General features: G+C 61.1%; 23 protein-coding genes. 19 read left to right on the top strand and 4 right to left on the bottom strand.

From position 1 onward, the window contains the following. Positions 1-8 precede the first annotated feature (8 nt). A complete protein-coding gene (gene lpdA, locus ABD937_RS04740) occupies positions 9-1,412 on the bottom strand; it encodes a dihydrolipoyl dehydrogenase (protein ID WP_345253803.1) in 1,404 nt (467 codons plus the stop codon). Between the two features lie 297 nt (positions 1,413-1,709). Between lpdA and rpmB the strand changes: the two genes are divergently transcribed. The 10 genes from rpmB (at position 1,710) to rimO (ending at position 9,353) form a co-directional block, all read left to right on the top strand. After that, positions 1,710-1,946 (top strand): 50S ribosomal protein L28, encoded by a 237-nt coding sequence (rpmB, locus tag ABD937_RS04735; RefSeq protein WP_345253802.1) that lies wholly within the window; start codon positions 1,710-1,712, stop codon positions 1,944-1,946. A 38-nt stretch (positions 1,947-1,984) separates the two neighbouring features. Continuing rightward, on the top strand, positions 1,985-2,167 hold the full coding sequence (gene rpmG / locus ABD937_RS04730; protein ID WP_345253800.1) for a 50S ribosomal protein L33: 183 nt from the start codon (positions 1,985-1,987) through the stop codon (positions 2,165-2,167). Positions 2,168-2,254: 87 nt separating this feature from the next. Further along, entirely contained in the window at positions 2,255-2,428 is a 174-nt protein-coding gene (locus ABD937_RS04725; protein WP_345253798.1) for a DUF4295 domain-containing protein, read from the top strand. A 532-nt stretch (positions 2,429-2,960) separates the two neighbouring features. Continuing rightward, entirely contained in the window at positions 2,961-3,914 is a 954-nt protein-coding gene (gene ftsY / locus ABD937_RS04720) for a signal recognition particle-docking protein FtsY (protein ID WP_345253796.1), read from the top strand. A gap of 5 nt (positions 3,915-3,919) precedes the next feature. Beyond that, on the top strand, positions 3,920-4,864 hold the full coding sequence (locus ABD937_RS04715) for a hypothetical protein (RefSeq protein ID WP_345253795.1): 945 nt from the start codon (positions 3,920-3,922) through the stop codon (positions 4,862-4,864). Positions 4,865-4,889: 25 nt separating this feature from the next. Next, positions 4,890-5,837 carry an HlyD family secretion protein gene (locus ABD937_RS04710; protein WP_345253793.1) on the top strand — a complete coding sequence of 316 codons (948 nt, stop codon included), beginning with the start codon at positions 4,890-4,892 and terminating at the stop codon, positions 5,835-5,837. 150 nt (positions 5,838-5,987) lie between these two features. After that, a complete protein-coding gene (locus ABD937_RS04705; RefSeq protein ID WP_345253791.1) occupies positions 5,988-6,458 on the top strand; it encodes a hypothetical protein in 471 nt (156 codons plus the stop codon). A 124-nt stretch (positions 6,459-6,582) separates the two neighbouring features. Beyond that, positions 6,583-7,065: a hypothetical protein gene (locus ABD937_RS04700; RefSeq protein ID WP_345253789.1), complete on the top strand. Its 483-nt coding sequence runs from the start codon at positions 6,583-6,585 to the stop codon at positions 7,063-7,065. A gap of 77 nt (positions 7,066-7,142) precedes the next feature. Beyond that, positions 7,143-7,613 (top strand): hypothetical protein, encoded by a 471-nt coding sequence (locus tag ABD937_RS04695; protein ID WP_345253788.1) that lies wholly within the window; start codon positions 7,143-7,145, stop codon positions 7,611-7,613. Positions 7,614-8,042: 429 nt separating this feature from the next. Then, a complete protein-coding gene (gene rimO / locus ABD937_RS04690; RefSeq protein ID WP_345253787.1) occupies positions 8,043-9,353 on the top strand; it encodes a 30S ribosomal protein S12 methylthiotransferase RimO in 1,311 nt (436 codons plus the stop codon). 135 nt (positions 9,354-9,488) lie between these two features. Here rimO and ABD937_RS04685 read toward each other — a convergent pair whose 3' ends face one another. Further along, positions 9,489-9,641, bottom strand: coding sequence for a DUF2256 domain-containing protein (locus ABD937_RS04685; RefSeq protein ID WP_345253826.1), 153 nt, complete (start codon positions 9,639-9,641; stop codon positions 9,489-9,491). Positions 9,642-9,874: 233 nt separating this feature from the next. Continuing rightward, a complete protein-coding gene (locus ABD937_RS04680; protein WP_345253786.1) occupies positions 9,875-10,159 on the bottom strand; it encodes a hypothetical protein in 285 nt (94 codons plus the stop codon). A gap of 273 nt (positions 10,160-10,432) precedes the next feature. Between ABD937_RS04680 and ABD937_RS04675 the strand changes: the two genes are divergently transcribed. From ABD937_RS04675 to ABD937_RS04650, 6 genes are all read left to right on the top strand, one after another. Further along, entirely contained in the window at positions 10,433-12,754 is a 2,322-nt protein-coding gene (locus tag ABD937_RS04675; protein ID WP_345253783.1) for a M61 family metallopeptidase, read from the top strand. 396 nt (positions 12,755-13,150) lie between these two features. Beyond that, the gene (locus ABD937_RS04670; protein WP_345253782.1) at positions 13,151-13,936 is read left to right on the top strand and encodes a helix-turn-helix domain-containing protein; all 786 of its coding nucleotides are present in this window, start codon (positions 13,151-13,153) and stop codon (positions 13,934-13,936) included. 50 nt (positions 13,937-13,986) lie between these two features. Then, positions 13,987-14,574 (top strand): hypothetical protein, encoded by a 588-nt coding sequence (locus ABD937_RS04665; protein WP_345253781.1) that lies wholly within the window; start codon positions 13,987-13,989, stop codon positions 14,572-14,574. A 210-nt stretch (positions 14,575-14,784) separates the two neighbouring features. Then, positions 14,785-17,841, top strand: a complete 3,057-nt coding sequence (locus ABD937_RS04660) for a choice-of-anchor L domain-containing protein (RefSeq protein ID WP_345253780.1) — start codon at positions 14,785-14,787, stop codon at positions 17,839-17,841. Positions 17,842-17,959: 118 nt separating this feature from the next. Beyond that, the gene (locus ABD937_RS04655; protein ID WP_345253778.1) at positions 17,960-18,922 is read left to right on the top strand and encodes a hypothetical protein; all 963 of its coding nucleotides are present in this window, start codon (positions 17,960-17,962) and stop codon (positions 18,920-18,922) included. An 89-nt stretch (positions 18,923-19,011) separates the two neighbouring features. Next, positions 19,012-19,797, top strand: coding sequence for an RMD1 family protein (locus ABD937_RS04650; protein WP_345253776.1), 786 nt, complete (start codon positions 19,012-19,014; stop codon positions 19,795-19,797). A 210-nt stretch (positions 19,798-20,007) separates the two neighbouring features. Here the strand turns inward: ABD937_RS04650 and ABD937_RS04645 are convergent, their stop codons facing one another. Next, entirely contained in the window at positions 20,008-20,895 is an 888-nt protein-coding gene (locus tag ABD937_RS04645; protein WP_345253774.1) for an alpha/beta fold hydrolase, read from the bottom strand. 173 nt (positions 20,896-21,068) lie between these two features. Here ABD937_RS04645 and ABD937_RS04640 point away from each other — a divergent pair, with 173 nt between their 5' ends. The 3 genes from ABD937_RS04640 (at position 21,069) to ABD937_RS04630 (ending at position 24,331) form a co-directional block, all read left to right on the top strand. Beyond that, entirely contained in the window at positions 21,069-21,881 is an 813-nt protein-coding gene (locus ABD937_RS04640; protein ID WP_345253773.1) for an aldo/keto reductase, read from the top strand. 45 nt (positions 21,882-21,926) lie between these two features. Beyond that, complete coding sequence (locus ABD937_RS04635) at positions 21,927-22,352, top strand: hypothetical protein (protein ID WP_345253772.1); 426 nt, start codon at positions 21,927-21,929, stop codon at positions 22,350-22,352. A gap of 428 nt (positions 22,353-22,780) precedes the next feature. Continuing rightward, entirely contained in the window at positions 22,781-24,331 is a 1,551-nt protein-coding gene (locus tag ABD937_RS04630) for an ArnT family glycosyltransferase (protein WP_345253771.1), read from the top strand. Positions 24,332-24,373: the final 42 nt, after the last annotated feature.

Below are 24,373 nucleotides of genomic sequence, written 5' to 3'. Positions count from 1 at the left end.
TCTTATCATTACAGGTGGATCGCCTCGCCGTAAGCCACCTCGATGGCGTCTTTCACGCTCTCGGAAATGGTGGGGTGGGGGTGGATGGCGTTCAGCACCTCGTGGTAGGTGGTTTCGAGCTTGCGGGCCACTACCGTTTCGGCGATCATTTCGGTTACGTTGTAGCCGATCATGTGGGTGCCGAGCCACTCGCCATACTTGGCGTCGAAGATCACTTTCACGAAGCCTTCCGGGTGGCCGGCGGCCGAGGCCTTGCCGGAGGCGGAGAGCGGGAACTTACCCACCTTCACCTCGTAGCCGGCTTCTTTGGCCTGCTTCTCGGTCATACCCACGGAGGCTACCTCGGGGATGCAATAGGTACAGCCCGGTACGTTGCCGTAGTCGAGGCCTTCGGGCTGGTGGTGGTATTTCTTTTCGTTGTAGCCGATGTTCTCGACGCAGATGATGGCCTCTTTCGAAGCCACGTGGGCGAGGGCCTGGCCGGGCACGCAGTCGCCGATGGCATAGATGCCGGGCACGTTCGTCTGGTAGAACTTGTCGACCATGATCTTGCCCTTCTCGGTCTTGATGCCGGTCTCCTCGAGGCCGATGTTTTCGATGTTCGACTGAACGCCCACCGCGGAGAGGAGGATGTCGGCCTCGAGCTTCACCTCGCCCTGCTGGGTTTTGATCGTGGCCACTACGCCGTTGCCGGTCGTGTCCACATGGGTCACCTCGGCGTTGGTCATGATGTCGATGCCTTTTTTCTTGAAGTTCTTCTCGAGCTCCTTCGAGATATCTACGTCCTCGAGGGGCACGATGCCGGGGAGGAACTCGACGATGGTCACCTTGGTGCCCATGGTGTTGTAGAAGTAGCCGAACTCGCAGCCGATGGCGCCGGAGCCGACCACGATCATGCTCTTGGGCTGCTGGGGCAGTACCATGGCCTCGCGGTAGCCGATGATCTTCTTGCCGTCGATGGGCATGGCGGGAAGCTGGCGGGCGCGGGCGCCGGTGGCGATGATGATGTGGCGGGCTTCAACGGTCTGCTTGCCGCCGTCGGCTGCCGTGACCTCGATGCGGCCCTTGCCGGCCACCTTGCCGGTGCCCATCACCACGTCGATCTTGTTCTTGCGCATCAGGAACTGGACGCCCTTGCTCATTTTATCGGCCACGCCGCGCGAGCGCTTTACGATGGCTTCGAAGTTATGGGTGCCGGTGGCCTCGATGCCGAAGTCCTTGGCGTGCTGGATATATTCCATGACCTGGGCACTCTTCAGGAGGGCCTTGGTGGGGATGCAACCCCAGTTGAGGCAGATGCCCCCGAGGCTTTCGCGTTCAATAATCGCGGTCTTAAAGCCCAGCTGGGCGGCGCGGATGGCGGCTACATAACCACCGGGGCCCGAGCCAATCACTACAACATCGTAAGCCATGTCTAATGCAGAATTTTAATGGTTGATGGATGGTCCCCCGAAAGGGGGTCTAAAAGCGGCACGAAGCTACGGCAAAAAGACTTTAGAAGGTTTTGGGGGTTTTAGGGGTTTTGTGGGGTTTGTCCGGAAGCAGGTGGCGGCGCGGAAGCGGGGTGGGAGACGGGCACGGGCAGAAGATTAACAAGGCGGATCCGGCTAATTGGGTTAATTTCGAACGGATTAACAAAAAATCTGAGATCAAACATCTGAGATCTGAGATTCTTTCCCTACCTTTGCACTCCAAAATTTTCCAAAGTCATGGCACGAGTATGTCAGGTTACAGGTAAGAAGCCGATCGGTGGTCACAAGGTTTCGCACTCCAATATTAAGACCAAGCGTCGTTTCCTGCCGAACCTTCAGACGAAGAAGTTCTTCCTGGCAGAAGAGAACAAGTGGATCACGCTGAAGCTGTCGGCCGACGCCATCCGCACCATCAACAAGAACGGTCTGCTGAGTGTGGTAAAAGAGCTGCGCGCCCAGGGCCAGCATATCTAATCCACCTCTCCAGTTAGCAACTATTTAAACGCATTACAATGGCAAAGAAAGGCAACCGCGTTCAGGTAATCTTAGAGTGCACCGAGCAGAAGACCACTTCCGTTCCGGGTACGAGCCGCTACATTACCACCAAGAACAAGAAGAACAATCCCGAGCGTCTCGAGCTGAAGAAGTTCAACGCCAACCTGAAGAAGGTAACGGTTCACAAAGAAATTAAGTAATGTGCTGATGTGCTAATTAGCTAATGTGCTAATTAGCCCTACGTTAGCCCATTAGCATATTATCTCATTCGCAAAAAAATAAGGATCATGGCAAAAGCAGCATCCAAAAACGCAAAAGTAAAAGACACCAAGGCCGCAGCCGAGGCAAAGAACTGGACCAAGGTGATCAAGGCTGTACGCAGCCCCAAGACCGGTGCTTATACCTTCAAGGAGCAGATCATTCACAAAGACAAGGTGAAGGATTTCCTGGGTCAGAAGTAAGACTTCCGGCGTTAATAAATTTTCTGGCAGAGCTGTCCCTTCGGACAGCTTTCGTCGTTAACCTCACCCTACCCTTCCCCCGGCCCCTTCCCAGGAGGAAGGGGTGACTCTGTGGGACAGGCTCATATTATGCTGGCTTTCCCTTACGCCTGCATGTTGACTTTTGTTAGTACTGCTGATTTTCAAACCGGATAACGGGAGTGCTTCAAAATTTCAAGCACCTGGCGGAACAAACAATTTGTGTAGAAATCCATCGCCGGAACGAGCCCGCCTGCGGGCTTCCCCTTGGCGCTCTTGAAAAATGCCGGAAGCTGCCGGAGTCGCCGCTGCTGGTATTGAAAGCCCCGACCCGTAAACGACCCAAAGCAAAAAACTTGGCGTCTTAGCGGTAAAAGATGTCCCTTCCGGAGCATGCTGATCATCTTCTGGCACTTGACCCCAGACCCCAGAACCTTAGAACCCAGAACCCTCCCTTCGACTTTTGAATTTTTCCTGCTGACTTCCAAAGTATCTTGCACGCACAAACACGAACATGGGTTTTTTCAATAAGCTATTCGGTAAGAAAGAGAAGGAAAGCCTTGACGAGGGCCTGCAGAAGACGAAAGACAACTTCTTCACCAAGATGACGAAGGCCATCGCCGGCAAAAGCACTGTCGACGAAGAAGTACTCGATACCCTCGAGGAAGCCCTCGTGTCCGCCGACGTCGGCATCGACACCACCGTCGCTATCATCGACCGCATCGAAAAGCGCGTGGCCCGCGACAAGTACATGGGGACGTCCGACCTGAACCGCATCCTCCAGGAAGAGATCCGCGAGATGCTCGTAGGCGGCTCTTCCTACGACTTTACCTCGGAGCTTCCGGCTAAACCCTACGTGATCCTCGTGGTGGGCGTCAACGGCGTAGGCAAGACCACCACCATCGGCAAGTTGGCGCATAACTTCAAAAAGGCCGGCAAATCGGTACTCCTCGGCGCCGCCGACACCTTCCGCGCCGCCGCCGTGGACCAGCTCACGATCTGGAGCGACCGCACCGGCGTACCCATCGTGAAGCAGGCCATGGGCTCGGACCCCGCCGCCGTTGCCTACGACACCGTGCAAAGCGCCATAGCCCGGGGCACCGACGTGGTACTGATCGATACCGCCGGCCGCCTCCACAACAAGGCCCACCTCATGGACGAACTCTCCAAGATCCGTCGCTCCGTACAGAAGATGCTCCCGGATGCCCCGCACGAGGTGCTGCTGGTGCTCGACGGCTCCACCGGGCAAAACGCGCTGGAGCAGGCAAAGCACTTTACGGCGGCTACCTCCGTGACCGCCCTCGCCATCACCAAGCTCGACGGCACCGCCAAGGGCGGCGTCGTACTGGCGATCGCCAACCAGTTCAAGATCCCGGTGAAGTTCATCGGGGTCGGCGAAAAAATGGACGATCTCCTCGTTTTCGATAAGCATGAATTCGTAGATTCACTGTTCAGCTTAAAGGAATAAATAACATGGACGACACTTCCCTCAAGGCGCTCGGAGACCGGCTGGACGTAGCCGCAGAGCGATTCGCCCGCCTGCAGCAGGCGCATGCCGATTATGCCCGCTACGACGAGCAGGCAATGGCCGGACTCGAATCCTGCAATGAAGCGGCGGAGGCACTGGAGCGGGAAGAGCGGGAGTGGACGCGGTTGCAGAAGACCTCGCTGCATACGGTCTTGCATACACTCACTGGCAATATCGACAAGCAGCGGGTAAAGGAGCGGAAGGAATATGAGGCCGCCCGTGCGCACTACGACCTCATTGCGGCCTCACTGGAGACGGCGCGCAGCCGGCGCGAGGAGGCTACGGCCACGATATGGGAGCTAAAGGATGCCGCATCCGAGTACCGCGCGCTCGAAGCCGAGTGGGAACAGCAACTGCTGCAGCGCGGCGATGAGCGGTCTGCAGCACTCCGGGAGGCCAATGCGGCCCTGGCAACTGCAGCTGCAAAAGCAAGCGAGTTGCGTCAGGTATATCATACCGGCGACCTCGCGCATTCAGATCTGTTGTCCTTACAACGGATGTTCGCCAATCTTCACCAGATCGGGCGGAGCGACGCGCTCGGCTGGGACTCGGCCAACCGGGAGAAACATAGCTATCTCCAAGAGGTGGGTGTACAGCTCGACCTGGTGCACCGTTCCATCGACAAGTTCGCCGCTGCAGCTATCAAGGTGGGCATCTCCTTCCGCGGGCAGCTCCGCGGCGAGGCTCTGAGCTCGTTCCGCGACCGGTATTTCGATAACGTGTTTTCCGACCTCGCCTTTTTGAGCAAGGTTGATTCCTTCCGGGAGAAGATCGCGGACCTGCTCGAACGCCTGCAGGCAAAACTGGAGGAGTTGCGGGTGCGCCAGGAACCACTGGATGCGCAGGAGGCGGCTGCCGCGGCCGTAAAGGCCGAATTACTCCGCCGCTGAACCGATTAAACGGAACAAAAAAAACATGGCGCACCCACTCGAACAATTGAGCTCCGAACTCGACGCCGCATCGGCCCAACTCGAGGTGTTGCGTCGTGCCGAAGTGCGTCGCAATACGCTCGAAGCCAACATCCGCGACGCCGACCGGGAGCTCGAAGGCTATGCCGGTGTATTGAAAAAAGAAGAGCAGGAGTTTCGCCGAATCGAAGGACTTACCCTGCATTCCCTTTTTTACAAGGTCCTGGGCAGCCGCGAGCAGCAGCTCGACAAGGAGCGCCAGGAATACCTTGCTGCCCGCCTCCGCTACGATGAGGCCCTGGCCCGCCGCGCATCCCTGCTGCAGGACCTCGAAGCCGCCCGCGAAACAGTGGCTGGTCTTTCCGGCGTCCGCGCCACCCATGCCGCGCTGCTGGCCCGGAAAGAAGCGCAGCTGCTTTCCTCCGGCGATGCAGCGGCGCAACTCCTTTCTTCCGAAAACGACAGGCTGCGCGACCTCCAGGCGGAGATCAACGAGATCAGGGAGGCAGAGCTGGCCGGGAACGAAGCGCTCCGCCACCTCGACCTCGTGCGGCACCACCTGGAGAAAGCCTCCGATTGGGGCACCTGGGACCTCTGGGGCGGCGATACCTTCGCCACCTGGGGCAAGCACGATAATATCGACGATGCCCGGATGCACCTGGGCAACGCCCAATATGCCCTGCAGCGCTTCCGCAACGAGTTGAGCGACCTGGGCCGCCGCCTCGAGCACGAACTCGACCTGAACGGGCTCACCACCTTTGCCGACTACTTCTTCGACAATCTCATTACCGATTGGGTGGTGCAGCAACGCATCCACCGATCGCTCGAGGCGGCCACCGAGGTCTGTGCCCGCGTGCAGCAACTGCTGTACGACCTGGGCCGCCGGCGGATGCGGCTGCAGGACGAAGAGCGCGCCGCATCCGACCGCAAGGCAGGGCTTATGGGCGGCCGTTGATCGCCGGCCAGGCTTTATTTGCTGCGCCGTAGCATAGCCACAGTTCGTACGCGTTCTTTCTCCCGCCAGCCTAATTTTTTGTGTGTTGATCCATTTTAACGGGGTCTTGCGTCGGCCCCCTTCTAGTTTCCCCGGCAAAACCAAAAGCTGATGAAACCGATCAAAACACTGATCCCGACCGCGGCACTCCTGGCTGCCGCCTGCACCGCTCATGCGCAATCGTACCGGAATGCCGCCGGCGCCCGGGTAGAATTCGGAAACGACCTGGTTTGGGCAGGAGCATCCTTCAAGCACCGCTTCACCGAACATTCAGCCCTTGAAACCAGCCTGCTCTTCGGCGGCGATGCCATCGTACCGGAACTGGGCTACGTTTATATGCACCCCGCGTTCCCGGGAATGCGCAACTTTTATGCGAACTGGGGAATCGGCGTGGCAGCGCCCTTGTACGATGGGAAGGCTGAATGGCTGCTGCGCCCCTCGCTGGGCCTTGAATACCGCTTTCCGAAGACGCCGCTCCAGCTGGGCATCGATTGGCGGCCCTCGTACCGGCTCTCCGGCGACGACAGCTACGAGCGCTTCGTCTTCGGCCGCTTCAGCGTGCCGCTGCGCTTCGTCTTCTGACGGCTGCGCCGGAACGGCCTATCCACCAATTCATCGGCGCTTTTTGCAGGTCGGCACCAGTTGGCGCAACCCGTAGGGTGCCGAACCTTAATTTAGCGGCCTTAACCCCTCACAATCAACACCTATGCTTAAAAAACTCCTTTCCGCCGCCGCTGTCTGCGCACTCGTTGCCCTGGGTCAGTCGGCCCATGCCCAGCAATACAAGAGCGGCGTCGGCCTCCGCCTCGATCTTGGCGAAGGCAGCACCCTCGTGGGCCCCGCCTTCAAGCACTTTTTCAACAACCACAGCGCCGGTGAGTTCAGCCTCCTCTTCGGTGGCAATACCACGATGCTCGGTGCCGAGTACCAGTATCACGGTGCCATCCCGAATGCAGGCGGGTTGCAGTGGTATGCCGGTGCCGGCGGCTCGCTCGGCTTCTTCAAGGTGGGCCCCTTCAAGCAAACCAATTTCTGGCTCCGCCCGCTGGTGGGTCTTGACTACAAGCTTGGCGCAACGCCGCTGGCAGTAGGCTTCGACTGGCGCCCGATGATCCGCCTTACCAATACCGAAGGTGGCGGCACCTTCACGGCCGCCCGCTTCGGCCTCGCAGCGCGGTACACCTTCTGATGGAACGGTCTTTTTCCTCAAGCCCCGGCAGCCGCCGGGGCTTGATATTTTATGTATACCGGTCAAATCCACACACGATGCGCAAAACCTTGTTCCTGTTCCTGGTCCTGCTGCTGGCTGCGGCCGCGCCGGTGGCGGCGCAAAAGACGCCGCTGTACCGCAACGCCGTCGGTGGCCGCCTCGAGTTTGGCTACGGCAGCTGGGTCGGCGTTTCGTGGAAGCACCTCTATACCCGGCATCATGCCAGCGAGGTGGCGGTGCTGTTTGGCTACCTCACCCAGGTGCTCGCTGCCGAATACCATTTCAACGGCGATTTCCGGAAGGACCCCAACTTCCAGTGGGTGCTCGGCCTCGGCGGCGCCTACGCCCGCTATAAGCGCAACTTCGGTCCCGACGACTTCTACCTCCGGCCCATCGCCGGCGTTGAAGCCCGCTTCAAGGGCACGGCCATCAATATGGGCATCGAATGGCGGCCGATGTTCCAGCTTACGAACGGGGGCAGCAATACGCTCACGCGCTTCAGCATCCCGATACGCATCGCATTCTAGGTTGCTCGCAATGGTTTTCGAGCTATCCCGCCGCAAGCGGCTAGCATTTTTTAAAGAGGAACGAGGGTTTCACGCGGAGATGCAAAGGCGCGGAGCTCGCAAAGAGTGTCACGATACGCGGAATGGTCGTCACTGCGAGCCTGTTCTGAGCGAAGTCGTAGGAAAGCAATCTCCAACCTTACGCAGAGTGGTCAAAAGCCAGCGCTACGCGGGGTGTCTGAACCAGTAAGTGGCGGCTGCAGGCAGATAGCTGCGTTCACTGCGTCTTGGCGGCTCCGCGTGAAACCCGCGTGCCGCTTTGGGCGACTCAAGGCCGCCAGCGGCCGGTTCACAAACGCATACTTTGGTTTCCGACCTCAGCCCTACAAAATCCTAAAATGACCGCCGCCCGACCCGCGTGCCGGCCGGATGCGCTACCTTTGCGGGCTCATGAAAGCGAAAACCCTCCGGAAAGACAAGGTCAACATCATCACGCTCGGGTGCTCCAAGAACATGGTAGACAGCGAGATCCTGAGCGGACAGCTCCAGGCGAACGCCATCGATGTGGTGCACGAAAGCGGCAAGCGCGACCATAACATCGTGATCGTGAACACCTGCGGCTTTATCGACAAAGCCAAGGAGGAAAGCATCAACACCATCCTGGAGCAGGTGAACCTGAAGCAGAAGGGCCGCCTCGACAAGGTATACGTCACCGGGTGCCTCTCGCAGCGCTACCGCGACGACCTCGAGCAGAGCATCCCGGAGGTGGACGCCTGGTTCGGTACGATGGAAATGCCGCTCATCCTGAAACGCTTCGAGGTGGATTATAAGGCCGAGCTCATCGGGGAGCGCCTGCTTGCGACGCCCCAGCACTACGCCTACATGAAGATCGCCGAAGGTTGCAACCGCACCTGCTCGTTCTGCGCCATCCCGCTGATGCGCGGCAACCATACGAGCCGCTCCATCGACGACCTGGTGGCCGAGGCCCATACACTCGCCAAAAGAGGGGTGAAGGAGCTGCTGCTCATCGCCCAGGAACTCACGTATTACGGCCTGGATCTCTATAAGAAGCGCGCGCTTCCGGACCTGCTGAACCGCCTTGCCGACGTGCCGGGCATCGAGTGGATCCGCCTGCACTATGCCTACCCGCACAAGTTCCCGATGGAGATCCTCGACGTAATGAAGGCCCGCCCCAACATCTGCAACTACCTCGATATGCCGCTGCAGCATGCGGCCGACGCCATGCTGAAGGCCATGAAGCGCCAGATCACCCGCGCCGAGATGGAAGACCTCGTGCAGGCCATCCGCGAAACGGTACCGGGCATCTGCCTCCGCACCACCCTCATCACCGGCTTCCCCGGCGAAACCCTCGACGATGTGGAGGAGCTCAAGGGCTTCCTCGAGCGCCAGCGCTTCGACCGTGTGGGCATCTTCACCTACTCGCACGAGGAGAATACGAGCGCCTACGCGTTCGAAGACAACGTACCGGCCGAGGAGAAGCAGCGCCGCGCTGAAGACATCATGGCGGTGCAGCAGGAGATCTCGCTGGAGAAGAACCAGGAGCACGTGGGCAAGACCCTGAAGGTGCTGGTCGATAAGAAGGAAGCCGGCCGCTACCTGGGCCGCACCGAGTTCGACTCCGTGGAAGTGGACAATGAAGTGATCATACAGACCGATAAGAAGCTGCCGATCGGCGACTTCGTGAACGTCGCCATCACGAAGGCCTACGACTACGACCTGGAAGGCACGGTAGTAGGGTAGGAGCCTTTTTCCGGCGCCGCTCTGCCGCCTCGCCTCCGGAAGGCCCCTGTCGTTACCGGCCGCTTTACGGATGTATTGCCCCATGGTCAGCAAACCAATAATAAACGAAGCCCCGGCACTGCTGCCGGGGCTTCCTTATTTCCGGGCCCGCTGGCCGCGACAACGGTCGCTGCAGTACCTGACCTCTGCCCACACCTTTACCCACTTCTTCCGCCACGCGAAGGGGCGCCCGCAGGCGGCGCAGGTTTTGGAGGGGAGATCGGCTTTGCGGGGGGCTTTCTTCGGCATCGGGCAACAAAAAGCCTGCACCGGGGTGCAGGCCATAACATTTTCCGTACAACAAAGGGGAGTGTGAAAAAGTTTCATGTGAAACGATTTCACTTTTACCTCGGATCGCCAGCCTGTGGGGCAAAGGAGTACCTAAGGGTTTCGCAACCGTCCGTGCTGATACAGCTCCAGTCTGATGTTTCTGTTCCAAAGGGCTTGACGCGGCCAGAACCGCGGCAAACCCGCTTTCTTTCTTAGGCAACCTTGGCGATCACCACGGGCATGCCGTATTGATCGTCCTTGGCCCACTGCTTGAGCAGGTCGCTCTTAACGGGCTCATAGATGTCCTTCAGGTCCTGATCGGTGGGCAGCTCCTTCATCGGGAACAGCACCAGGAACTGGGGCTCCACGTAATCGTAGTGGCGGTCGGTCGTGAAACCTTTCACCTGCACGTACTTGAAACCACGGTCTTCGATCTGCTGGAGGGTCTTGAGGTTGAACGGGATGGTGTTGGCCAGAACGGCTCTTTCTCGACGCATATGTTCAATTATTTAAGGACTGTAATGAAAACGATTAAAGGTCAGATAAGTTTAGATACAGATTCAATGTTGAAACAATATTTAACATTGGGCTGACAATCGGCGGCGTAAAACCGCCAGATTCTAACCGTTCTCTAAGGTGTGGGGTTGGGAGACGCCCCGTTTTTCACCTTTTTCCCGGTATTTGACCACTGATACCAATCCCGGGCCACGCACCGGCACAGGCTGCTTTATTTGCACCGGGCGCTTTCGCCTTCCTCAAAATTCCCTACAATGAACCGCATCTACAAATGCCTTCTGGCCGTGCCCATGGCGCTGCTCAGCCTAGCCGCCGGCGCACAGGACCGCTACCGCTACGCGATCGATCTGACTGCCCTGAAGAACGACGCCCTCACCGTGGACCTTCAGACCCCGCGGGTAAAAACCGCCACGACCACCTTCTCGATGCCCAAGATCATCCCGGGCACCTACGTCATCGCCGACTACGGTAAGTTCGTGCACGACGTGCAGGCCTTCGACGCCGCCGGGAAGGCCCTCCCTGTAAAGCAGCTCAATGACAACCAGTGGCGCATCTCCGGCGCCGACCGCATGACGCGGATCCGTTACGTGGTGGAAGACGTGTTCGACGCCACCGGTGTGAAGCACAAGATCTACCCGATGGCGGCTACCAATTTCGAGGAGGGCAAGAACTTCTCGCTCAACTTCCCCGGCATCTTCGGCTACCTCGAGGGCTTGCGCAACATCCCGTTCGACCTCTCGATCGACAAGCCGATGAACATGTGGGCCTCCACGAGCCTGCCCGCCGCAAGCAGTACGCCGCAGCGCGATGCCTTCAGCGTTCCCAACCTCGACGAGCTGTATAACTTCCCCGTATTCTACACGGTACCCGATACGGCATCGGTGCAGGTCGGCAACTGCCAGGTGCTGGTGTCGGTGTACTCGCCCGGCAAGAAGATCCAGGCTAAAGAGATCGCCGGCTGGATGAGCGGGCTGCTCGACGCGGCGCGCCAGTACCTCGGCGGCCGCCTCCCCGCCGACCGCTACGCCTTCCTGTACTACTTCCACGAGCCCGGAGCAAAGCATTCCTTCCCTAAAGGCCTTGGCGGTGCCCTCGAGCATCCGACGTCGTCGTTCTACTACCTGCCCGACGCCGGCTCCGAAGCGCTGAAAGAAGGCATCATCGACATGTCGTCGCACGAGTTCTTCCACATCATCACGCCCCTCACCATCTCGTCGCGCGAGGTGAAGGAATTCAATTTCGACAAGCCGGTGATGTCGCAGCACCTCTGGCTCTATGAAGGCGTCACCGAATACACGGCGCACCACGTGCAGGTGAAGTACGGCCTCATCCAGCCGCAGGAGTTTCTGGAGCGGATGTCGCAGAAGATCACCACCTCGCGCCAGCAACACCGCGACACGCTGGCCTTTACCGAGCTGAGCAAAGGCGCCACCGACAAATGGGCCGACGAGTACGGCAATGTATACCAGAAGGGCGCCCTCATCGCCGCCTGCCTCGACATCCTGTTGAATCATAAGTCGGGCGGCCACTACGGTCTCCGCAACCTGACCTACGACCTCGGCGTGCGCTACGGCCAGCACCGTGCCTTCGAAGACGCGGAGCTTTTCGACGCGATCGCCGAGCTCACCTACCCGGAAGTAAAGGAGTTCCTGGTGAAGTACGTAGCCGGCAGCGCGCCCATTCCGTATGAATACTACTTCGGGCTTGCGGGCGTCGACTTCGCACCGAAGCGCGAGCAGCGCATCTTCTCCTTCGGCGGCATCAACATCTTCCCGAACGACAAGGGCGTGATGAAGATCAACCCGCCCTTCCAGCCCAACGAGTTCGGCAAGGCGCTGGGCTACAAGCTGGGCGACGAGCTGTACAGCGCCAACGGCATTCCGCTGTCTGGCCCCGACGACGTGCAGGCCGTAAAGGCGAAGATGAAAGAGGGCGAGCCCTTCGCCGTGCGCATCGGCCGTAGAAATACGGCTGGCGGCATCGACACGCTGACGCTCACGACCACTACCGCCAAGGTGACCCAGGTGGAAACGAACAAGCTGCGCTTCCTGCCCAATGCGACCCCGCAGCAGCTGCGCACGCGCAACGGCTGGCTGAAGGCAGGTGCCGCGGCCCAGGAAAAGGCCCGCCCGGCGGCCCGTCCGGCCGACGTAGCCAGCATCGACGCCATCATAGCTGCCACCTACGACGTGATCTCCGGTCCTGCCGGCCCGCGCAACTGGGACCGCTTCTACAGCCTCTTCCAGCCCGGCGCCAAGATGGGTGCGTCGGTGCAGACGCCCAACGGTGCGAAGTTCTTCGGCATGACGCCAGAGGAATACGAGCGCGGCAACGGCCCGCTGTTCCAGAAACAGGGTTTCTACGAGGAGGAGCTGAAGCGCACCGTGCAGCAGTTCGGCAATGTGGCCCACGTGCAGAGCGCCTACCAGTTCCGCTTTACCCCTGGCGGAAAGATCGAGCAGCGCGGCATCAACTACATCACCCTCGTAAAAAGCGACGGACGCTGGTGGATCGCCAACCTCTCCTGGCAGGACGAGGAAAAAGACCTGCCGCTGCCGAAGGAGATGGAGAGATAATGTGCTGATTCGTTAATGTGCTAATGGGTTAATGGGTCGCTTTCGACTCGATTACCCAGGAACAAAGGGCCGCCGGGAGGCGGCCCTTTTTCGTAACGGAATTGCGACTCCGAACGAACCAAGCATAGCGCGCTGGCTTACGGCGGCGAAGGAGGCTTTCATACACCCTTGTCGCAACGGGTATAAACGTCGGCCCTGGGCGAATGGAAGGCGGGAAACAAGCGGCGGTACAACTGAGGTCGTTGATCGGAAAGCGCGCCGCCCGATTTCAATACGCGGTTTCGGCAACTCATGACGGATCGCGGTGAGGAGGCTGGCCCCGCTGACTACTTTAGTGCCGGTATCGACCCTTAACCGGTACCGCTTTTACCGGTGCACGACTTCTACTCCATCCCCATGCAGGCTGCCCTTCATTCCAGCGTGCAGAACCTCTGGCAGATCAACCGCAGCTACCCGGGAGCGGTGCAGGAGCGCATACTCCCCAAAGGGACCGTGGAGCTGATTTTCAACTTTGATACCACCGGCTGTATCCGGGGTGTGGTGGGGACCGGGCCGATCACGGTTCCCAGGTGCTTCGTCAACGGCTTCAACCAGCAACCGGTACACCTGCAGGTGCCGGGCCGGCACCACCTGTTCGGCGTCGTGTTTCAGCCGGCGGCGCTGCTCGGCATGTTTCGCATACCGGCCACCGAGTTCGCCGATCGTTGTGTCGACATGACCCTGGTGGACGGGGCGTTCGACAGCCTGTGGCACGAGCTGCTGGAGGCCTCCTCGTTTGCGGCACGGGTTGCGGTGGTCTGCACCTGGCTGCTCGGGAGGCAAGCCGAGCTCTGCCCGCGCGGGCTCGAGTTCAATCGATTTCTGTCGGAACACGACATCGAAGGACTATCGGTAAAAAGCCTTTCGGAGCGGATGTGCTACTCGCCGCGGCAATTGAGCCGGAAGCTAATGGCCCTCACCGGCCGCAACACCGAAGAGAACCTGCTGTTCCGCCGCTACCTGCGCGCGCTGCACCTGCTCCATGGCACTGATGCCCCGCTCACCGACATTGCCTACGACTGCGGCTTTTCCGACCAGTCACATTTTATCCGGACCTTCCGGTCGAGCGCCGGCATGACGCCTGGTGCCTACCGGCGCCAACGCAGCCACCTGGCGGGCCACCTCTTCGAAGATGTCCGTTAAATACAATCCCGCGGCGGCCAGCGCGGTGACCTTTGCAAAAAGAAATCACCATGTCAACACCAACGAACGCCTCCACAGATCGCCGCGCCCGTGCCGGCTTTACCCTCTTCTGCATTTCCTTTCTGCTGTTCTGCGCCGCCCTGGGCGGCACGCTCTACCAGTTCATCGCCGAGATCCCTAACTGGAGCGGCGGCACGCGTGCCGAGTTTGCCGCTTACCGGGGCTTCTTCCGGGTCAGCCATGCCGGGTACTTTTTCCAGACCCTGGTGCCGGCGCTGATCCTCACCTTGCTTGCCGCCACGGTGCTCCTGCGCAACCGCCCACGCAACACCAACCGCCTGCTGCTGGCCGCACTCGCTGGCGTCGTCAGTATCGAGCTCTTTACCGGTATCTACTTTCTGCCGCGCATCTTCATCATCTTTCTGGAGCCGCTCGCCGGCGTGTCCGATGCCGCGCTCTACATGGCCTCGCGCGAATGGCAGGTGGCCAACATCATCCGGTTCGGGATGACGCTGGGAACCCTGGTGCTGTACCTCCGCATCGCGTACCGGCTCGTGGCCAGCCAGGTGCTGGCGAGTAGCAAGCGCACGGTCACACAGCCGCAGCGCACCGCCGTAAACGCGCCGGTGCCGGCCTGATGCAAAGGGCTATCTGGTAAACAGGCCGCGTCCGCGCGGCCTGTTTGTTTTTGCGCGGGCGTACCGCGGGTGAACGAAAGCGCCGCGAATCTTGTTGAGTCCGGTGGATCTGTGCTTGCCGCCACCGCCTCTATGAACGTAACGCGAGGCCCCGGAAATACAGCCCCGCGGCAGGGTGATTTTCGGTAATTTTAATGCCTATCCAGAGCTATGCGCGCCGCTTCCTTGTTCGTCAGCCTCTTTTTTTACCTGCTGCTTTCGCTACCGGCACATGGCCAGTTGGTGGTAACGGAGTCGGCGGACGCCCAGGCATTGGCCCAAAAGCTCGTGGGGGCGGGTGTGCTGGTGTCGAACGTGACGCTCCGCGGGCCAACCGTCAGCGCGGGCTTCTTCGCCCATGTGGGAGGCACTAACCTGGGACTCGACAGCGGCATCGTGCTCACCAATGGCAGGGCCAGGAGCCTGAGCGGCCCGGCGAGCAGTATCATCAGCCACACTTTCGGCTTTCCCGGCGATGCCGACCTGCAGGCCATCGTGGGCCGGCGCACCGCCGATGCCAACGTGCTCGAATTCGACTTCGTGCCGCTGGGCGACAGCATCCAGTTCAACTACGTGTTCAGCTCCGACGAGTACCCGCAGTATGTGTGCTCCGAATACAACGATGCCTTCGGGTTCCTGCTCAGCGGGCCCGGCATCGTGGGCGTCCGGAACCTGGCGGTGGTACCGGGTACCAATATCCCGGTGTCCATCAACTCCATCAACAACGGGATCCCCGGCCCTCCGCCGGATGGCGACATTGCCCTTTGCCTGGACCAGGGGCCCGGTGCGCCGTTTACCGCCTACTATACCAGTAATGCCGGCAACCTGCAGCTCACGCACAATGGCCACACGGTGGTGATGCAGGCAGGCACCCGCGTGCAGCCCTGCCAGACCTATCACCTGAAGCTGGTGATCGCGGACGGTGGCCCGCGCAACGGTCCGCCCGACGATTCGTACGACAGCGGTGTCTTTCTCGAAGCACGCAGCCTCAGCTCGCCCACGCTCTCTGTCGTAAGCCTCAACCCCGACGACAACGGTCAGCCCTACCTCGTGGAAGGCTGCCATACCGGCGGCATCCGGATCCGTCGGAGTGCCGCTTCGCCGCTTCCCGAAACCGTTAGCCTGGTGGTGTCCGGCTCCGCGCAGCCCGCGGCCGACTTCGTTGCGCTGCCGGCAACCGTGCAGATACCCGCTAACCAGGTCTTCGTGGAAGTGCCGATCGAGGTGCTCGTCGATAACCTGGCGGAAGGAGTGGAGCGGCTCCGGATCGGGGTGGCTGCCGGCTGTGGGGGCCCTGCCTTCATCTCCGACGAGATCGAGATCGAGCTGCGCGATTACGACACGCTGGCCATCACCCCTAACGGCGGCGGCTTCTGTAAGGATGTGCCCCTGTCGCTCCAGCTGACCAACACCTATACCTCCTACCAGTGGACGCCGGCCGCCGGTATCAGCAACGGCGGCACGGCCAACCCGGTACTGCTGCCGGTAGACGGGCAAACCTATATCTGCGAGGCGGCAGTCGGCAATTGCCGGGCCCGCGACTCCGTGCGCTTCGTGCAGAAGCGCCTCACCCTGCTTTCCAAGACCGACGTGCTGTGCAGCGGTGCCCGCACCGGGGAAGTAAGGCTGGCGCCGAATGACGCCTGGATGCAGCCTGTAACATACAGTGTCGATAACGTAGCGGCCGGCAGCAGTCCTGTGCTGGGCGGACTCTCCGCGGGCCCGCATAGCATCCGGATCACCGACGCGGCCGGCTGCTCCGACAGCATCACGGTCACGATCCTGCAGCGGTATCCCGATCTCGCCTTCACCGAAACCGTGCAGCCGGCGCCCTGCCAGGGTGCGAACGGCTCGGTGACGCTGGCCGGCACCGGCGGGCTTCCGCCGTACCAGTTTGCCGCCAACGGCGGTGGCTTTTCTGCCGGCACGGTGTTTTCCCTCGTCAACGGACCCCACCAGCTCAGTGTCATCGATGCGAACGGCTGCACGGCGACGCGCACGGTGACCGTCGGCGTTTCCGTGTCGATCCGCTTTAGCGCGCTGATCACGCCGGCAGGCTGCTCCGGCGACGGGCAGGTGCAGCTGCAGGTCGAGAGCGGGGGAGGAAGCCCGTTCACCTATGCCATCAACGGCGGTGTCTACGGCAGCAGCAGCACCCTGAGCGGACCGCCTGGGCCGGCTACCGTATCGGTCCGGGACGTCAACGGGTGCGCGAAAGACAGCAGCCTGACCATCCCCCTTCTGAGCGACCTGGTCGTTGATGCGGGCCCGCGCGATACGATCTGCGAGGGCACCAGCGTGCGGCTGGCGGCGCAAACGAATGCGACGACACTCAACTGGAGCGGGGGAACTTTTTCGGACCCGGCTGTAGCCGATCCAACGGTGTCCCCCGCGGCTGATTCGTGGTTCCGGCTTTCGGTCGTGCGAGGCCGCTGCACCGGCGTCGACAGTGTGTTCATCAAGGTATGGCCGGCCCCGAGGCCCAATGCGGGGCTGGATACCGGCATTTGCGTCGGGTTGACCGTGCGGCTCCGGGGCAGTGGCGGCGTTCAATACCAGTGGCGCCCGGCCGCGGCCCTCAACGATCCGCGTTCCCAGGAACCAATCGTGCAACCCGAGCGCGATACGGAATATTACCTCGACGTAGTAGATGCCAACGGCTGCTCCTCGCTCCGGCCCGATACGGTCTTTATTGACGTGGTGCCCGCGGTGCGGGCCTTTGCCGGGCGCGATACCGTAGCGGCCGTGGGCCAGCCCCTGCAGTTGCGTGCCCTCGACCTGGGCAACAGCGGGGTGACGTCCTACCAATGGACACCGGCGGCAAGCCTCGATTTCCCCGACCGGCCCGATCCCGTCGCTCTCCCGGACAGGGACACGCGCTACCGCGTGGTGCTCCGAACGCCGCAGGGATGTACGGGCACCGCGTATGTCAACGTCAAGGTGTTCGACCGCGCGGATATCTATGTGCCCGATGCTTTCACCCCGAACCGCGACGGCCGCAACGACGTGCTCCGCGGCATTCCCGTCGGGATCCGGACCTTTCGCTTCCTGCGCATCTACAACCGCTGGGGCGAGCTCATCTTCGAAACCACCACCGAGCGGAGCGGGTGGGACGGCACCGTGCGCGGGCTGCAACAGGACACCGGCGTATACATCTGGGTGGCCGAAGGGATCGACCATCGCGGGCAGCCGGTGAGTCGCCGGGGAACGGTAACGCTTATCCGCTGATCACGCCCGCTTCGGGTTCTTTTACGACGATACATGCGTGGTTTCCGCCGCTTCAGGTCACTACCGTTCCTGCTTTGACAACGTCCGGATAATTTAGTATCCGGGAAAAAATCATCGCATGAAATCAATGCTAATGGCCATTTGTTTATTCCTGAGCGCCGCACTCCACGCACAGCCTGCCCTGCAGCAATACACCGCGCTCTCCGGCACGCTCCGCATCGGCCCCGGCGCGAAGGATGTGTTGCCGCTGGGCGAGCGGGGCTACACCCTGCTGCTTCCGGAAGGTCCGTTGCTTGGGCTGATCGTTTCGCTCGACGACCGCCGCCCTGATACTGCCGCCAGAGCCCTCGTAGCACTACGGGCGGCGGCGCGACCCGCCGGCCTCGGTATCCTGCACCTTTCCTCCGGGATACCCATCGACCTCTTTCACGACGATACCGGCCCCCGCCGCGCCGACTCCCTGCTGCGGCGCCTGTTGCAGCAATACGGTAAACCCGGACTGCCGCTGTTTTTCCTGGGCGTAAACCTGTCGGGGCACCGCGCGATGCGCTACCTCCGCTACCAGGAGCGCGCGAAGCGGCCGCCGCTCAATGTAAGGGGCATCGTTTTCTGCGACGGCGTGCTCGATTGGGTGCGGATGTGGCACGAATCGGATAAAGGCCTCCGCGACCGCTTCGCCGAGAGTGCCGTCTTCGAAGGACGCCTCGTGACCTACCTGCTCCAGAAGTTTTTGGGCGGCACGCCCCGTGCCCGCGAGGATGCCTACCTCGAGCTGTCGCCGTACAGCTATTTCGATCCGCGCAACCGCCACCTCCACCTGCTCCGGAACCTGGCCGTGCTTGCCTATTCAGAGCCCGCCACCCATTACTGGATGAACGTGAAGGGCAAGACCGTATTCGATACCAATTTCCCCGATATGGTGGGCATCGTGAGCGAGCTGAAACGCACCGGGCACGCCGACGCCACCCTGCAGCTTTTTAACCAGCCCGACGACAACACCGACCGGCGGAACCCCGACTACACCTGGGGACTCGTTGATAAAAAAGTGCTCGTAGGCTGGATGCTGGAGCGGTGCCGCTGAAAACGCCGGGTGCACTGCTGTGCAGTGGTACAATTGTTTTAGCACCTGCTCCGGAGCCGGCGCCGCCGGCCGGTTAAAGCGCAGGGAATATGATCATGCAGGTTCAGGCATACCAGGTGGCCGACAGTATCGACATCAAAGGCTTTCGCACGGTGTTCAAAGCCGAGCTCTACCACAGCGATGCCGATGAGCTGCTGTACCGGATGGCTGATCACCAGCTGCTCTACGTGTTCAAATACGGGGTGGTGTGCCTGCTCAATTACGACCCGGTGACGGCTGCCTCGGTGCTGCAGATCATCCGGCCACACAGCAGGAACCCGCACGAGGAGCCGATGGTAGAAGACTTCATCATCGAGACCGACGCCCCCGAGAACAAGATCAGCAACAACAAGATCGAGGTGGTGCGTACCGATATGGACGTGCTCCGCCTCGTGATGCTGAACGTGTCGCAATCGGTGGCCCTCGATTACTTCGAAGACCAGGCCTCCCGGCTGCTCGGCGAGACCAACACGCATACGAAGCACCTCGAGCAAAAGGGGCGCCTTTCCATCTCGGGCCGAAAGCTCCAGCAATTCATCGCACACACCCTCATGCTGCGCAACAGCATCGTGGAGAACCTGTACATCTTCGATTCGCCGCCCGAAACCTGGGAAGACGAAAGCCTCAACCGCGTAGACATGGGCATGCGCCGGGTCTTCGACCTGCAGGAGCGCTTTCGCAACATCTCCGAAAGCCTCAGCATCGTTAAAGATAATCTGGAGCTGTTTCGCGACATCCTCAAGTACAAGCACAGCAACACGCTCGAGTGGATCGTGATCATCCTCATCGCCGTAGAGGTAGTGAACATGGTGCTGGAAAAGCTGAAAGGTGATTAGATGATGACTCAAAATCGAAGCCTCCGCGCTATGCCGTCAGGCGTGAGGCGTGAAGCGTGAGATGACGTGTCCAACAGGGGCGGCTTTCTGCGCACGCCTCACGCCTGACGCTACACGAATATTCAAGGAGCACCCGATGTAGCGACTGCCTCAAATGGTACACACATAAGAAAAGGCCGCCGGGGCGGCCTTTTCTTATGCTGATGTGGTTCAGAAAGGACGAGCGTCGCCGGAAGCAGCGCCCACTGCCGGAGTGGCCGCGCCAGCCCCGATAAAGCGGAGCAGGTCGGCATTGAGCCGCTCGCGGTGCGTATAGAAAAGCCCGTGCGGCGCGTCTTCGTACACGATGTATTCGCTGTTGGGGATCATGCGGGCCGTGCGGGCACCCGAGGCATCGATCGGCACCGTTTTGTCGGCATCGCCGTGGATGATGAGCGTGGGCACGCGCACCGCCTTCACGTCCTCACGGAAATCCGTATGCGCAAAGGCAAGGGCGCACTGAAGCGTGGAGCGCTGGGTGGCGTGCGCCGCCAGCATCCGGTAATATTCGAGCAGCGGCGTGCTCACCGGGTGATGCAGCAGCCCAACGCCGAAGAACTTCTTGCCAAACTCGTCGAGGAAGGCGATGCGGTCTTCGCGGATGCTGGTGAGCATGTCGGCAAACACGTTCTCGGGTACACCCTCGGGATTGTCTTCGGTGCGGCCGAGGTAGGGCGTTACGGCGCTGATGAGCACGATCTTCGCAACACGGTCGCTGCCGTAGCGGCTCAGGTAGCGCACCACCTCGCCGCCGCCCATCGAGAAGCCGACGAGCGTCGCGTCGCGAAGGTCCAGTTGCGTCATGAGCTCGTGCAGGTCGCCCGTAAGGCTATCGTAATCATAGCCGTCCCAGGGCTTGCCCGACTTGCCGAAGCCGCGGCGGTCGTACTTGATCACGCGGTGGCCGGCGTTCACGAGGGCATCGATCTGGTATTCCCACATTTCGCGGCTCAGGGGCCAGCCATGCAGCAGTACCACCGGGCGGCCTTTGCCGTAATCACTATAGGCGATCTTCATGTCTTCGCCACTGGCGGCGTCCTTGAAATTCAGGGTTTTCATCTTGCTTCGTTTAATAGAGGAAATCAAGGGCCGAAAAAAAGGGTGCCGGCTCCCTTTGTGCAGCAATGCGTGGCAAGCGGACGTTACGGCTTCGACAAGAGGGCGCTGTTGCCGGCTGAGCTGCTGCCCGTGGTGGGGAAGATGCAGGGCATTCGGCTTGCAATAGGAACGCTATGGAACAACGCGTCATCCCCGCCACCGGCGAAGCCCTTCCGGTGCTTGGCCTGGGTACCTGGCAATCGTTCGACCGCCAGCCCGGCAGCGACCTTTCGGCGCAGCGATCGGTCGTAGAAATACTGGAGCGCGGCGGCGGGCGGCTCATCGACTCGTCGCCGATGTATGGGCATGCAGAGGCAGCGGTGGGCGCCGTTACCGGCGGACGGGCACCCTTCTTCTATGCCACCAAGGTGTGGACCGAGGGGCAGGAAGCCGGCGTCCGGCAATTGGAGCGCTCGATGACCCTCATGGGCTGCCGGGTACTCGACCTTGCGCAGGTACACAACCTGGTGGATTGGCGCACGCACCTGCGCACGCTGCGGCGTTGGAAGGAGGCCGGCCGCGTGCGCTATATCGGCGTCACGCACTATACCGAGAGCGCTCATGCCGCGCTCGGGCAGGTGCTGATCGATGAGCCGCTCGACTTCGTGCAGGTCAACTATTCGATCGTGGAGCGGGCCGCCGCAAGCCGCCTGCTCCCGCTTGCGCAGGAGCGGGGCGTGGCCGTGCTTGTGAACCGGCCGTTTGGCGAAGGGCGCCACCTGCGCGCGCTCGCGGCAAAGCCCCTGCCTCCCTGGGCGGCCGGGCTCGGCATTCAATCCTGGAGCGCCTTCCTGCTGCGCTACATCCTCGGGCACAGCGCCGTTACCTGCGTCATCCCGGCAACGGCCAACCCGGCGCATGCCGCGGAGAATTATGCAGCCGGCAGCGGTCCTTTCCCCGACGCAGCTGCCCGGAAGGGGATGGAGGCGTATGTCGACAGCCTTTAGCCCACCTTTGCCCGCTTTTTGCAGGGGTGGAAGAAAATTGTACCCATGCGCATTTTGCTCCCGTTCCTGTGTGCCTTCCTGTTGCTCCTAGCGCCCTCGTGTAAGAAAAGCAATGACGATAACGATAACCTCATCAACGTGGGCGCCTTCCTGCAGGGGGGCGACTGGCGGGTGACGAAGTTCGTGGACAGCGGCCAGGACGAGACGTCCAACTTCAGCGGCTACTCGTTCACGTTTGCCGCAAGCGGCACAGTGACGGCCACCAACGGCGCCAACACCGTCACCGGCAACTGGGGCTCCACCGTTTCCGACGACCGCAGCAAGGTGTTGATCGTGTTCACCAGTCCTGCCACGTTCCAGGAGTTGAGCGAGGACTGGGAGGTGCTCGAGAGCGGAACACAGCGCATCAGCCTGCGGCACGTCAGCGGCGGCAACGGCAGTACCGACGAGCTCGTGCTCGAGCGGAATTGAGTTGCTTCTGATGCCAGGGATAGACCGATGCATTTTGTCTAAGTAGGCTGTATTTGCGGGCCGCAATCTTTCGGCGCTTCCGACAACGGTCGGCGGTAAGCAGCCTTAGCGCGGCGCGGCGCAACGCGGCCCCCGAAGCTTTGGGGGGCGCGACGAAGAAATGACGGTCGGTTTTCAGCCAATCTTCGTTTTCGCCGTGCCGCCTCACGTTGCGCCACTGCGCAAAAAAAAGGCCCCTTGCGGCCTGTCCCGACCCTGTGCCTATTCAAACAGCCTCTTGCCGGGCTAAGTTCGTCCGGCCGGGGTTTCTGATCCGACCCGGTTGCGCAAAGGCGCCGCCCCCTACCTTTGGGGCTCATCCGAATACCATACGCCGGCTAGGGGCCGGCAGGCGCTGCCAATTACCACTTATGTCCGAAACCACGGGGATGCACTTATACATGGAAACCGGCACCGGTGCCAGCAGCGCTCCTGCGGCGGTGCCCGCAGCCACGGGTTATGCCCGGAAAGCGATCATCCTCATCGCCGTCCTCACCCTCTTCCGGCTGTTCACAGCTTTCAGTCTCGAGCTCGGCAACGACGAGTCCTATTACTGGATGTACAGCGGGCAGCTGAAGGGCAATTACTTCGACCACCCGCCGGGAGTTGCCTTCCTGATCCGCCTCTTTACGCTCAACGGCTTGCTCCAGGGGGCGGGCTGGCTGCGGCTGGGGGCCGTGCTCTGCGGCGCCGGCGCAGCCTGGTTCCTGTTCCGCGCCGTGGCGCTCCTGCATTCGCCGCGCGCCGGCCTGTATGCCGCCGGCCTGTACAGCGCCTCGTTTTACGCCGGAGTCACTGCAGGCGTCTACATCATGCCCGACTCGCCGCAGATGCTCTTCTGGACTGGCGCACTCTGGGCTATCGCCCGCATCCACCAAAACGAGCGCGACTGGAAAAGCTGGCTCCTGTTCGGCGCCGCCGCAGGTTGCTGCATCATGAGCAAGGTGCACGGCGCCTTCCTGTGGACCGGATTGGGGCTTTATATACTGGTGCACCGGCGCCACTGGCTGAAGCTGCCCCAGCTCTACGCGGCCGCTGCCGTCACCGCCCTGTTCATCAGCCCGATCCTTTTCTGGAACATACGGCACGACTTCATCACCTACCGCTTTCACAGCCGCCGTGTTACCGTCGATCATTTCGAGATCCGCACCTGGGACTTCCTGCGGGAGACGGTGGGGCAGTTGCTGTTCAACAACCCGGTGAACGTCGTGCTCATCTTTTTGGCGCTCCGGGCCTGGAAGCGCTTTGGCCCCGGCCTGCGGCAGGTGCTGCCGGTTTTTCTCTGGATCGCGGTGCCGCATATCGCCTTTCTGCTGTTCGTGGCGCTGTTTCGCGATACCACCTTGCCGCATTGGAGCGGTCCGGCCTATGTGTCGCTGCTGCCCCTGGCCGCAGTGGGCCTGGCGAGCGGTAAGCGCCGCCGTTTCCTGCCCCGCCCGCTGCTGGGCGCTGTATTGCTATATCTCATTACCGTATCTGCCTGGATTGGCGTTGTGCATTTTTACCCGGGCACTTATGGCAGCCAGGAGCGGCGGCAGCTGGGGCGCGGCGACATCTCGCTCGATCTGTATGGCTGGGAGGAGGCCGGTGAGCAGTTCCGGCGTCGCTATGCCGCCGATGCCGCTGCCGGACTGATGCCGCCCGGGGCGCCGGTGCTGGCCTCGTATTGGTGGGGGGCGCACGTGGAGTACTATTTCTGCCGTGCGGCAAAGATCCCTTTCCGGGGCGTGGGCCCGATACCCGACATCCGCGAATACCACTGGCGCAACGCAGAGAAAACGGACCGGGCCGATCTGTCGGTTGCCTATTGCATCATGCCTGCCGACGAGCAGTACCAGCTGCCTGCCGGGTATCCCAATGTGCGGCATCTCTACGACATCGAGGTTGCGCGTGGCGGTAAGCCCGCGCACATCTTCCAAGTGTACCGGCTTGCCCAATGATCCATTTCCTTTATTGGAGCACTCTTTTTACCGTCGTGATGC

Source organism: Flaviaestuariibacter amylovorans (genome assembly GCF_039541815.1).
Taxonomy (GTDB): domain Bacteria; phylum Bacteroidota; class Bacteroidia; order Chitinophagales; family Chitinophagaceae; genus Flavisolibacter; species Flavisolibacter amylovorans.
Note: the sequence above shows the minus strand (reverse complement) of the source record. Positions and strands in the feature narration are given on the sequence as shown.